This is a genomic window from Methanomassiliicoccales archaeon, from assembly GCA_014361295.1.
Lineage (GTDB): Archaea > Thermoplasmatota > Thermoplasmata > Methanomassiliicoccales > JACIVX01 > JACIVX01.
This window is the reverse complement of sequence record JACIVX010000001.1, coordinates 1356481-1369465: the sequence shown is the minus strand read 5'-3', so window position 1 is coordinate 1369465 and position 12985 is coordinate 1356481. Positions and strand designations below refer to the sequence as shown.

9 protein-coding genes and 2 tRNA genes are annotated in these 12985 nt (G+C 43.1%); 6 read left to right on the top strand and 5 right to left on the bottom strand.

All coding sequences use genetic code 11. From position 1 onward, the window contains the following. Positions 1–7: 7 nt before the first annotated feature. Both H5T41_06750 and H5T41_06745 read right to left on the bottom strand, forming a co-directional pair. Positions 8–505: an ArsR family transcriptional regulator gene (locus H5T41_06750; GenBank protein ID MBC7108466.1), complete on the bottom strand. Its 498-nt coding sequence runs from the start codon at positions 503–505 to the stop codon at positions 8–10. A 296-nt stretch (positions 506–801) separates the two neighbouring features. After that, positions 802–1368, bottom strand: a complete 567-nt coding sequence (locus H5T41_06745; GenBank protein ID MBC7108465.1) for a hypothetical protein — start codon at positions 1366–1368, stop codon at positions 802–804. A 404-nt stretch (positions 1369–1772) separates the two neighbouring features. On the opposite strand from H5T41_06745, the gene H5T41_06740 reads away from it, so the two are divergent. Further along, on the top strand, positions 1773–5912 hold the full coding sequence (locus tag H5T41_06740; GenBank protein ID MBC7108464.1) for a VCBS repeat-containing protein: 4140 nt from the start codon (positions 1773–1775) through the stop codon (positions 5910–5912). 10 nt (positions 5913–5922) lie between these two features. After that, on the top strand, positions 5923–7194 hold the full coding sequence (locus H5T41_06735) for an NAD(P)/FAD-dependent oxidoreductase (protein MBC7108463.1): 1272 nt from the start codon (positions 5923–5925) through the stop codon (positions 7192–7194). Here the strand turns inward: H5T41_06735 and H5T41_06730 are convergent. Next, entirely contained in the window at positions 7172–8860 is a 1689-nt protein-coding gene (locus tag H5T41_06730) for a UbiA family prenyltransferase (GenBank protein MBC7108462.1), read from the bottom strand. The genes H5T41_06735 and H5T41_06730 overlap by 23 nt on opposite strands. A gap of 324 nt (positions 8861–9184) precedes the next feature. On the opposite strand from H5T41_06730, the gene H5T41_06725 reads away from it, so the two are divergent. Together H5T41_06725 and H5T41_06720 are read left to right on the top strand one after the other, a co-directional pair. Continuing rightward, positions 9185–9493 carry a hypothetical protein gene (locus tag H5T41_06725; GenBank protein MBC7108461.1) on the top strand — a complete coding sequence of 103 codons (309 nt, stop codon included), beginning with the start codon at positions 9185–9187 and terminating at the stop codon, positions 9491–9493. Positions 9494–9652: 159 nt separating this feature from the next. Then, positions 9653–9745 (top strand) — tRNA-Asn (locus tag H5T41_06720). A gap of 126 nt (positions 9746–9871) precedes the next feature. On the opposite strand, the gene H5T41_06715 is transcribed toward H5T41_06720, so the two are convergent. After that, positions 9872–10621 (bottom strand): DUF2284 domain-containing protein, encoded by a 750-nt coding sequence (locus tag H5T41_06715; GenBank protein ID MBC7108460.1) that lies wholly within the window; start codon positions 10619–10621, stop codon positions 9872–9874. Continuing rightward, positions 10524–11090 (bottom strand): molybdopterin-dependent oxidoreductase, encoded by a 567-nt coding sequence (locus tag H5T41_06710; protein ID MBC7108459.1) that lies wholly within the window; start codon positions 11088–11090, stop codon positions 10524–10526. Before H5T41_06710 ends, H5T41_06715 begins: the two co-directional genes overlap by 98 nt. 147 nt (positions 11091–11237) lie before the next feature. Here H5T41_06710 and H5T41_06705 point away from each other — a divergent pair. Then, positions 11238–11326 (top strand) — tRNA-Ile (locus H5T41_06705). Between the two features lie 352 nt (positions 11327–11678). Continuing rightward, a complete protein-coding gene (locus tag H5T41_06700; GenBank protein ID MBC7108458.1) occupies positions 11679–12506 on the top strand; it encodes a DUF1638 domain-containing protein in 828 nt (275 codons plus the stop codon). Positions 12507–12985: the final 479 nt, after the last annotated feature.

The following is a 12985-nucleotide window of genomic DNA, read 5'->3' as shown; positions in this document are numbered from 1 at the left end:
CCAAAATTCAGTCTTTGATGCGTTCAATCCTATGGCCACGGTAATCGAGTTTGACCGAGCGCTTGACAAGACTTTTCAACATCGTCGACGTGATACCAAGGGCTTCGGCAACGTCACCAGCGAATTTACCCTCTGACCCCACAAGGTCCAGAATTTTTCTCTCGATTTCTTGAAATTCTTCTTCAGACATCATGGCGGCTGCTAGGACATCGCTGATTTCGTACACTGGCCAAGATGCGTTGATATGGAATGAAGTATAATAGGTATGGTAGGCTTTGTCTGGATGAGATCCAGCGATTGATTGCCACTTCGTTTCAACGAGCTTCATTTTCTCAAAGAATTTCAGCGCCTCTTTACCTTCTGGACCGAATTTTTCTTCAATCTCCTTCGAAGTGCGCCACTCAAGCGTCACTTCTTTGAGTACTTCCCTTTTCACCTTGGTATCAACCGCCCTCAACATCGGTACGAGATCAGAGGGGTCGTTGATAACCTTGATCCTGTTCATACGGTACCTTATTGAATTGTGAAAATATAAAAGGATAGCATGCATAAGAAAGGCCAGAAGCCAAGAAATAATGTGAGGCTGGCATCGCTGCATCCTGCAAATGTATTATAAACCTCTTTGGAGTTTCCGGAAAGGGATGAAAGTGGTCTATCAGTGTCTCGTTTGCGATAAGGTGCACGATAGGATTGAGGACGCTCAGAATTGCCACAATGGCCCTATTCAAATCATTCAGAGGGGAATAACGAGATACCCAAAGAAATCGTTTTTCGGGCGGTGATAATCCTCATATTTCATATTTATTTGACAAGAGCGAATGTCATAGCGATTCCGATCAGTGGTACAATGATCATAAGAAAATCATCGTCGACGAATCTTGATTTAATTCTTTCAATACCAACAGCAAGGAATGTTGCAACAACCGCCGCGATGAAAACCGAGGGGGTCATCCCGATCAAATAAATCATTGAAGAAAAAGCAATTGCAAAATAGACAATGAGGGGGGCCAGTGGATAGAAATAACTTTTTCTCTTTCTTAGCTCTCCAATGAGCGGATCAACCCAGCCCATTCCCATGAGAACTGGCGCCGAGTATTCGAGAGGGAAGAAAAGAAAGGCAAGGGCCATGCCAACAGCTGCCCAAACTGCCGCACATATCTGGTATTGCTCATATTCTCTTAAACCGATGATGCGTGGTTTAAAGATTAAGCGTAGAGCCTCAGCAACGAGGATGATTGAAAGAAGAAGGAGCAACGCAGATTCTCTTTCAAGACCTCCAACCCAAAGAGGGTCAGGTAAAAAATAGTAAACGAGAAAAGCCGGTGTAAACATGTGAACTACTCGCCTCAACACGCTTCCTCGATCCATTTTTCAAAACCTCCGACTTAACGAGATCAACAGTTCCCAGTTTTTATTAAGGTAGTCGTTCAATGGTTTGGTAACGTACATATTACGGCCGTATGATTTTATTCATTAGCAAACGAAAATTGAAAAGACAACTAAAATCCACAAATGATGAATATGGTGATAGAAAGATCTACAAAAGTCATCGATGATCATTGATGACTTGCCTACTGCTCGAAACTATGTAAGGAAAAACTCGTTTGGTTCAACTGTTCCCTCTTGAAATCGTGAGGTTTGGTAGTAAACATATGACGTATGATAATTACCACACAATATTTATATACAATCAATCTATAAAATATATGAGAGTTGTGTCATCAGGTATCAAGAGAGAACCTTTTTATTAATCAAAAGGTTGGTATAGTATCATGATGAGTAAGCGCATTTCAAGGATTCGGGAGCGGAGTGGGGTTTCCGAGATCGTTGGCAACATTATGATACTTGCTATAACGGTGACTTTGTTTTCTGGGGTATTTTGGTATGTTGGCACGATGCCGCCACCTGCAAAAGAGGTTAATGCCGATTTTTTGACAGAAACTCGGATCTCATCAGACGGCACGTGCTGGATCAATATAACTCATCGCGGGGGACAACCTCTCGCGGAGTTTAAAACAAAGATCTACTTATCTGTGAACGATGACATTAAAACTCTTAATATATCCGATAGCCTGAACAACATTGGAACATACTGGGAGACAGGTGAGACATGGTCGTATAAATTAACAGGTATCACTTCGTCAACACGACTTAGTATTATGATAATTGACTATGTCGAAAACTCAGTCGTATGGAGTTCAGTTCTCGCAGGCGAAACCGAGAAATTCCCACCGATTATCGGTGAGAGAGGTACGACTCCGAGTCCATCATATCACACTGACCCTATCAGATTTTACGCTTTTGTTACTGACCCTGATGGGGACCTCGATAGAAGTAGTGTCATTTTGAATGCGACTTCGATTGGTCTGCCGGCATCCATTCCCCTTGAAGATTCTGATAACGATGGAATTTTCCTTTCCCAAGAGTTCACTGCAGATATCAGTTGGAACGGGAAGATTGTCTTTGTTAGCGCATCCGACCTCTCTGGACATTCCGCAATTGCCAGGATTACATTGAATGTCCAACTTAAGCCGTCTGGGGGAACGACGACTTATGGCCCATATTATAATTACAGTCATTATTTCGTAAATGGGACGTATCCGCCTGATGCGAGTGGTGGTGAAAGCGGTTCAGAAACGGGTCGAGTCGGAACCACTTTTTACTATATAAGAAGGGCATCAGACTATTCAATCACTCGGAACTTCAATCCAAACGAGAGAGTCCTGGTTGAATTGTATAGCGATGCGCTGGCAAATCTAGCATTGCAGAACAGCTTCTTCCTGTATCACCCGATCACGGGCGAGCCGATGACTCCTCAATCTTCTTTGGAGGCATTTGAATACGGAGGGATCTATGGTACATTCCATCGATATGTGTATTATTTCGATGCACCGTCATCTGCCTATATTTATCCAATTCAGTTTATATTAAAAGACAATCGAGGAACGGTTATTAACATCGCGGATTCAATTCAGGTCTCGTCAGTAAATTATCCGAAAATATTGACTTACAAACTGGTTGGCAACTCTTTGATTCAAACATCAGATTTCAATCACACTGACACCATGTATGTGAGAGTTGTAACAAAGGACGTCGATCTTCTATCTAGTACTGTTTACATGAGCGATATTGAGATCAGCGATTACTCTGGCAGATATATCATTAAGAAAATACCGCCCTCTTATACATCGCCACCTACTTATTCTGCTCCTCTGAGCAGCATATTCAAAACAGCCGGCACAAACCCGACACCATCGTATGAGGGGTCAAATAACGGAATTTACACTTTCTATGTCGGGCTAAAAGACGCTTATCAGGGTTGGTGGCTACCTAAGAAAAATGCATATAATCTTAAGATCCTGCAATTTTCAGATACTGGTAGCGGCTCCACAACCGGTGAGGTTTATTACAGTCTGTGCATCCAGATAAACGTCACAGCTCCGTTAACAACGATGGATATTCTCGCCAGCGTGGGTTCTGGTTCATTTACATGGAGCGATTCTGGGGCTTACTGGGAAGATAACAAGATTGCCTGGTATAAAGGTGGAGAACAATGGGATGAAACGATAATAGACAACAGCCCTAACAAAGGACCAATCGGCATGGCGCTAGCTGACATCAATGGGGACGGACGCCTCGATGTTGTTGTTGGGTGTCAGGACCCCGATTATGCCAATATCGTATGGTACGAGAATTTAGATCCAGATGGAAAGAGTTGGTCCTCCGCGAGACCTGTAACGATGCCGTTTGACGCATATTCGGGCACTCAGACCGCCTACAACAGCGATCTTGGAAATGCCAACGAAGATGCAACGGTTTGGAGCACAAGACTAGGAAGATTTGCAACTGGTTATTCTTCAATTTACGAATTATGTGGTGCAATTGCAGTGGGCGACTTTGATAGTGATGGTGATGGCGATATTGTTGCTAGCTTCATTCATGTCGTTGTCTATACAACCGCATTAGGATCAAGCGATGCAGATTATACGAATACATGGGGAATGTATTTCAATCGCGGTATCTACGTTTTCTGGAATGACGGTACCTGGAGAAAAACGGCTTTATACAGCACATTGGATTGGATAAGTTCCAATGCTGCTAATAAGAATACAAATCCTGCCGCGATGGACATTGCGACTGGCGATTTCAATAGAGATGGTTACGATGATATTGTCGCAGTATACGAAACCGGCGACACAAAAGTTTGGCTAAATCAATGGGGTAGATCATCGGGTGATGCTCAACAGCGCCAGAATGCCGCGTTCGGTTCTGCTTCATCATTGAGAAGCTTACCTTCAGTAGCTGGGAAGAATCCGTGGGATCACGTACAATATATCCCACGTGTGAGGGTTGCAGATGTGAATTTAGATCAGTATCCAGACATCATCAGAACAAGCACAGCTGATAAAAGTGTAACAATTTTTTACACACAGGCTTCCACATCAGAGATTATTGATCGATATCCTGTCGTCGAGTATCAACTCGATCCAAACGGAAGCGCGTCAAGGAGTGGCAGCAAGTCTGATTTAACCGCAAGCGACGATATTTACGAATCTTTGACAGAAGTTTATGATAATTATCCGCCGTACACCTCGTTGCCGACGTCCAAAGGAGTCTACGATACAACGCATGAGATACTCCAAAATTTGACAGCTGATGACGGTGTCTATTATAATGTCGACGCAGGAGAACAGCTGTTCATATCACAGTTTAATCTTGATACCAGTTACCAAAACTGCATCCCCTCAAGGGTTGTCCTAAAGGTCAAATATTCTGTTGACACTAATTACAATGCCAATGATTATGTGATGTGGGGATATGCAGGAGGGCAGTTCCAGAATACGACAATAAAGCCCATGGCAGGACAATCGAACACTGTCAGCGAATTCGATCTTCTAGCAAATGGGGTCAACACTTGGAACAAGATTAACAGTCTCAACATTCGCTTCAAGAATAACGACACAGGTGGGAATTCTGTCAGATTCGATTATATGTGGATTGAAGTGACATTTGTCAAGACACGCTGGTTGGGCTGGCAATGGGAAATACAGAACGAGAATAGAGAATATCATAACCTTACGATTGAGATCAGAAAGGGCCTCGAGAGTTCCGAAGAGTTCATGCTTCAATATTCACCAGACAACAGCACATTCTTTAACTTGACTAAGATCACAGTGACTGCAGATACAGAATTGAATTTTGACTTGCCCTACACACCCAATGCCTACTATTACATAAGAATCATCGACATGAACCGGCTCGTCTCCGACTCTGTGAATGATACAATCTACGTTGATCGGCTTCTCATCAGACATTATGCAAGAGCCGTGTATTGGGATGCGCAACATACATACAAAATACCATGGACAGCCCCTGATTACATCACGGCAATCGCGGTTGGCGATCTTGGACGTCAGCTAGCCGATTATGAACCAGATGGATGGCCAGATATCGCTGTCGCTACAGCAAGAGTTGGTGGCGGCGACGATCGAAATACACTTTTTATCCTCACACAAACAACAGGCGGCAGCTTTGATCCCAGACCGGTCTATACGACAACCCTAGCTATCATGTGCCCAGATAATGGGGTTTACGACGTAAAGGATATCGAACTCGGTGATACAGATGGAGATTATGATCTAGACATTGTATTGGTCGTTGGGGCAGCACCTGGTCGTACGCCGGGAACAGGTCCGACACTGTGGCATTACGAAAACAATCAATTGTTTGCTACAGTCGGTGGCGCGTGGCAATATGGAGAGAGTTATTTGAACGTTCTCGCCAGCAAGGGTGAATCTGCCATCAATGTCGAAGTTGGAAACATTGACCTCACAGTGCTATTGCCATTTCTGAGCATAATGGGAGTCATCATCGCTGAGGCGTTTGTAGAGAGGTTCAGAAAGAGTCGGTAGTCTTACATGCGTGAATTCAATTCGCGAAGAGGTGGCTTCACTGAGTCTCCACTATGACGTTATCATCAGTGGTGCCGGTCCTTCAGGAGCTTATTCAGCGATCCAATGCGCAAGAAAAGGATTGAGAACGCTGCTGCTCGAAAAAGAGAAGATGCCTCGAGACAAATGTTGTGGGGGCGGCATATTAGAAAGGGCCTTGAAGTACCTTGATGTAAGAATTCCAGATTCCATTATCGAAAAGGAGATCTACGGTGTAAGATTATTTGGAGACTCCTCACACAATGAAATTCGGTCGAAAAGCAGGATTGCATTAACCGTCGTAAGGAGACGATTTGATGCTTTTCTTGCTGAAACGGCAGAAAAAGAGGGTGCAGACTTCATTGAGGAAGAGGTAACAGATGTTACAGAATACCCTGATCATATTGAAGTCAGTACAAACAATTCGATGTATGAAGGCAAATGCTTGATTCTCGCGGAAGGCGCCCACAGTCGTTCTGCCAACAAATTACTAGGGCCGTACAAAAGAAATATCTTCGCATCTGGGATGTCAAAATACATCTGGCTATCTGCAGATCCTGGCAATATGATGGAATTCTATTTTTTTACTCTCAAGAGAGAAAGATCTTTTTTGGAGTTTAAACCACCAGCCTATGGCTATGGATGGCTATTCCCATGTTCAGGAAGTGCTAATATAGGTGCTGGCGGTGTTGGATTGAATAAGAAGGTGATTCAGAATATCATCAAAAAAATTGAGACAAAATGTGCTAATGAGGATTGTAACGTGACAAATTCTGACACCTTTCTTGCCGGGTCAATTCCACTTTCAGTGAGAAAGAAAATCCATACCAAGAGAGCGATTGCCGTCGGCGATGCAGCAGGTCTCACGAATCCAATAACAGGTGAAGGAATGACCTATTCTTTCATTTCCGCTTTAAGAGGGGGCGAGGCCGTTTGGAACTTCATTACACATGAAGAAGATTGGAGACACCTACGAGATTATGCAAAGGCGATCGAAAATGATATCTTAAGAGATATCAAGGCGGCCTCAATAATCGAGCCACTATTGCGCCGAGTGCTAGGGACGTTGGCTCTAGATTCATTTCTTGATAACTTCTGTAATATTGAAATACTCTCTGCGGATTGCGCAAAGATTGCGAGAGGAGCGGGGACATGGAAAGAATTATTATTGCATATCATTCCTATGATTCCTTCGCTCTATTTTTCATCAATTCAAAGGGGACTTAAGTCTCAATTTTACATCAAATGCCAACGAACAAATTGAGATACCTTAGTGCAGCATAGATTAACCCAATGAACGCGATGAACATTACCATGTCCGATCTTCTCAAGCGATTGAATGAGACAGCGGCGACGATTCCTAAGAATGGGAAGACCACCAAATCGATTATGTTCCTGAATATTGCAAGAGGAGTTAATGATGCAAAAAATATCAAGAAAGCCACAACGCGAACTCCTGTTTCAAACCCCAAGACCGTGTAGACCGTTTTCACACCGCCCCGTATATCCTCTTTATAACCCTCTATGTCAGTTATCATCGAGCCGATAAGAATGCCTAAGAACATAAAGAAACCAATAATCACTCCATCCGATGTCAAATTAGGGATCAGAATAGCTCCAGTGAGATGCGGGGCGTATATTCCTCCGGTCGTGTATTCTTCAACAACACTGAATGGTGTGACGAACCCATAAATGAAGGCTAGAAAAGCCCCGATCCCTATCAATGCTGACCTCAACATATGTTGTTTCAATCGGATCAAATTAGATGAGTAGGCAATTGAGATGAGAAAAACTATTGATAGGAGAAACAATTGAACAAATGATAATAAAAGTGCACAGAATAGTGAAATAGCCGCTAGAACGACCGATGTTTCTAGAGCGGTCTTTTCATCAATCAATCCAGACGCAAGAGCCCTACCCATGCGTGTTGGGACGTCTGTGAAACGATCACTTAGATCATTCCAAATGACACAAACTAACCACGCGAGTACCGCTGAAATTATCGATATGCCAACAAATGAAAGATTGACCCAGTACGGGGTTTCGAAAATATGAGTGACGTATACGATTGAGCCAGAAGATCTCCATCCGCTGACAACTCCCGCAGCAACGATGATCCCAAAAAACAAAGTCTGAAAAGGCCGCAGGCTCATGAAGAGTCTTGTAAAAATCGTTTTCTTCGCGATATAAACGATTCCTAAAGAGAGAATCAAACCAACAATCAGATACCAAGAAAATAAGAAAAGGTGGGTCTGTCTGTACTTAACAAGGTCAAAAGCGGGAAATTGAGGGATCCCACCAACTGTACCAACTGGAAGATACAGTCCTGGCGTCGAAAGAAAGAACATCGATAGAAACGCAAAGAAGAGTAGAAATGCGACCCGTAAGATTGTAACGAGGCGCCCCCTGATATCAAAGAACTTACTTCTTTGCGTCCAGATCGGGTATGAAAAAAGTACGAACAAGATTACTGCAACTTCTATTAATTGCCCATAGTGTAACCTATCTCCGCTAAAATGGAATAGTGCATTGGCAAAATCCGTTGGCGAAAAATACGCGTAATTCTCACGAACGCCGAAAACGAAATAATCCAAAAATGGCGGAAGAAGAATAATCCAATAAAAGCTTGCAAGAAAATTCACGGACTTTTCAAGCCCGCGACCAGAAAATGCCGTCAAAAGGAGCGTTAATCCTAAAAACACAACAACGTAAAAAGCAACATGATGTGCGATGCTGTAAATCCATGGATGTGGCGTGGTGACGAATTCTGGGTCAAGTAGAAGATATTCAGATAAATCTCTGACGACAGCAAGAAAGACTATGTAAGCAAATAATGCAATAATAGATATGCGCCTTCGTTCGAGATAATTAATAAATGAATCAATCTTTTGGCTTAGGGTTTTTTCAAAAGAGTTGTCTTCACTTTCCACGCGTGTTCAATGACTAATTCTTTATATAAGGCTTGCCAGTTTTCAGCCTGCCAGAGGATATCATTATACCCTATAAACACGAATGATTCTTTTTTACCGCATATACAATTTGTTGATGCTCTGTCCTCTTACCAAGTCCATTCTATTCTTTAATTATTTTCTAAAATGCTTATCGAGATCAAAATGGTAAACGAGCCTGACAAACAGTTGGATTAGAAAAAATGCTTAGCTCGGAAAGAAATTGATCGAGTCTATGATGAACATCCCAACAAAAGAGATAGAATAAAATATCAACACATGTTATCACGTCTCTTGGAGAAGAAAATGCGAGGAAGAAGCATTCTGACAAGCAAAATCGAAAGCGAGATCGATTTACTCCAGAGACACGTGACAATGCTCAAAGCAATCATGACACACGAACCGATCGGTATAATAAGATTGTCAGAATTATTGAACTGCCCCCAGCATAAAGTACGGTATTCGCTCAGGATTCTTGAACAGGAAGGACTCATAAAGCCCTCTCCTGAAGGAGCTGTCACGACGGATAAATTGCAACCATTCCTCGACAATCTCAAAAAAACACTAGATTCGATGAGCAACACCGTCAAAGAGCTTCGCGAATCGCTTGGCTAAACGATGAATTGTTGCCGATTTCAGACCTTATATCCATGAGCTAACGATTCCTCTCCAAGAGATTTCGCTGAAAATTCATCCTCGGTTGCAATAAGAATTAATCAAAGTAAGGAAAAAGGATTAATATGAGGCTGGCATTTTAGAGCGTCGCCCAATTATGCCGTCGTAGCTCAGCTGGTAGAGCGTGTGGCTGTTAATCCCCCCTAGGGAGTTGAAACCACAAGGTCAGCGGTTCGATCCCGCTCGACGGCGCTCCGCCTTCAATCATTTTTTTCAAGGAAACTGTGGACATGTCAACAATCCGTCATAATATTATTTGAAACCCTTTTAAAAAGGAAGAAAAAGATGTATACCAAACAATCGTTTTGCTTCCCCCCATCAATCTACAAGGAGCAAACCTAACCACACAGGCGTCGTCTTTGCGAAGAATTTTAGATCAATTCCGGCATTCTTTGCTGTTTGGATCACGTCAATACCAACTGCTTCCATCGAGGGTCTCGCTACGAAAGGGCGTCTGCAAGGTTTTCCAGAATGCTGTCCGACGCATTCTTCACAAAGCCTGCAGGTTCCAGCCGATAGACCCGTAGCGAACCTGTAACCCATTTCAAGACAATCCTTCTCGAGTTTGCAGAGAATCTCAATGAGTTGTCTATCACCTTTCGATAATAAATTTCGATAATTCTGATCTTCTCGGATCTCCGACAACGACTTTCCCTGACCAAGGATCTTCACGAAATCATTATTGATTGTTAATGGTACCTGCACAAGAATCGCATGACGATAGAGTGAAAGGATTTTTGCAAACTCTTCTGGGCTTATGACGTTGGGAGGACACATAAGGTTAACGCCATAACTCGCGCATAGTGGAATCATACATTTGAGACGGACTCTCGGATCGACAACGATCCTGTCAGCAGAAATGATTGTTGCCTTCGATGCACCATACTGTTTCGCCTTCTCACAGAGTATTGCGAGGTCTTCTTCCAAAGTACTCAAGGCTAATCGCCCCTCTAATCCACCAAATCCTTTTTCAGTGACTGCTGTATCGTTCTTCTTTCCAAGGGTCAGCGGCGTCGCTGTATCCTCTCCCTTCCCAATAACCGACTTTCTGCTCTGCCATAAAATCAATTCGCCTGATCCACTTTATCGATTTATACGCATACTTCCTTGGAATCACGAGTCTCAAAGGACCACCATGATTTAGGTCAAGCGGCCTATCTTCGAATTTATAGGCGAGGAGAGCATCGTCTTCCATCAGGTCTCGAAGAAACACGCTGGTCGTATATCCATCATCGGCGGTCATGTAGACGCTTTTCGCGTCGGGAAGCGGGTCAGCCATTTTCGCAATTGTTACGAATCTTACACCAGTCCATTGATTATCCAGTCTGCTCCAACCTGTCACACAATGAAAATCGCTCGTTACGCTGATAAATGGAAGGACGAGGAGCTCATCCCAAGTCAATCTCAATTTATTTCTCACCAATCCTTCCACAGTGAGATCCCATTTCGATAGATCAATGCGAGGTATCTCGCCATCACTTAATAGCGGGAATTCCCGAATCGGCTTCTGACCAGGAGGGATCCGGCGCCCTTCCATAAACATCTCCTTCAGCAGTATAAACATTTGAATAAGAAATATAATGAGTTATCGCCAAGGGTTAACAACTGAAGTTGCCATTTGATAGCTGACAAAGGACAACACCTTTATATGAATCCGCATTATAACCTGAATCCGTAAACCAAAGGGCCCGTAGCTTAGTCTGGCGGAGCGTCTGGCTCATAAGATCCTTCTGAGAGACCAGATGGTCGTCGGTTCAAATCCGACCGGGCCCATTTCACTCGTCCGACCACCGAATGAATACAAGAGACATCAAGTTGGCAGTCTCCTTCAATTATTTTTGTCATGAGAGAACTACGGACGAGGGTACTGCGAATTCATGTCTAATTGGGAATTTTACTTATTATCTGAGACTATCTATTATTTGAAGAGAGAGAAGCCCCTACCCTAACGAGCAAACTTCTTATCTGTGCAGGATTTACGGAACCCTCAAACCCAGTTTCATCTATAACATGAACATCGGCTTGCGGAACGGGAGCCTTCCTGATGCTTTGAAACTACATTTTTCGAGTTCGAATCGAATTTCAAACATTAATCATTAATACAGGCGCTGTGATTCATATCCCCGTGAATTCCGTATCCGGCTCTCTTGGCATTATCGGTTGCCCCATTCTTGAGGACGAAATCGTCCACGCCATCAAACGCGATAAGGATATCGCACGAGTCTTCGTCATCGAAAATGAGGATTCAAAGAACCTGTTGAGGAAGTTGAGAAGAGCACAAGTCGAGGCAAAGATTTGCCCGATCAAACAAGACGAACTTGATCACTTCCCAGAAGATGGCTTTAACGTTCTGATCCTCATGAAATCCATGGGACTACATGAAGACCCTCAGAGATTACGGAAGGAGGTTTTGGAATCTGTGAATCTCATTGCGCCGAAGTGCAGATCCATCCTTCTCTTTTATGGCCTCTGCGGCAATGCGTTCAAAGATATCTCTGAGATTGAGAAGGAGTGCGGACGAGACCTATTCATGCTCACGGATGATCAGGGTCGACCAGTGGATGATTGCATTGCAGCAGTACTTGGCGGTACGGATGGTTATTATCGTTTGTTAAAACGCTATCCTGGAGTCTTTTATCTCACGCCTGCATGGGCAGAACACTGGCGTGAGCTTATTTATAAAATGGAATTGACAAGAGGAATCGACAAGAACGATCTGAGTATGCTTAAATGGCTTTTCGAAATAGCTGGCTATAAGATGGCGCTGAAGCTGGACACGGGTCTCGGTGATCAAGAGACTTTTGAGCGGCACGTCGATGATTTCGTGCGCGAGTTCAATTTTCAGAAGGCTTCGCTTGAAAAGGAATTCATAACTCTGGACGCGATCGAGCACTCGTACGATAGGGCGAAGAACAATATGATTAAACGTAATGATCAGACCGGAGATCCCTGAGTAATTGCTAAAAGAGAACTGGCATTAAAAATCCCGGTTTCCATCAATATACCTCAACATTCTATTTGATTCGATTTCCATAGAGTAGACTTTTACTTGTTGATAAGGTGTTATTCACGAATTTGCTAGCTCTATATGCCATTAGTGAGATTCTTATACATCGAAGTTAGAATCTCTATGACTCATTGAGGTCTCATTAATTATGATAAGAGTGACGCGAAGATGCATTCTATTGTGAAAAAGTGAACGTACAAATCTGTCTTTTTGATCGAAAAAAAGGACTGTGCTCCGGAATATAAAAAGACCGAGATACGAAGAATCGGTCTACGAGTATCTATTTGCCTAGACGTAGAAGTGATAAGTGATCTCATATCCCTATCAAATTTGCAGAAACCCCATTGCGAAAAAAATCACTAGAAGTTGCTATTAACCATTGATTAGCATCTGTATTCTTTTTTGGATGACTTTTTGTCTTTATG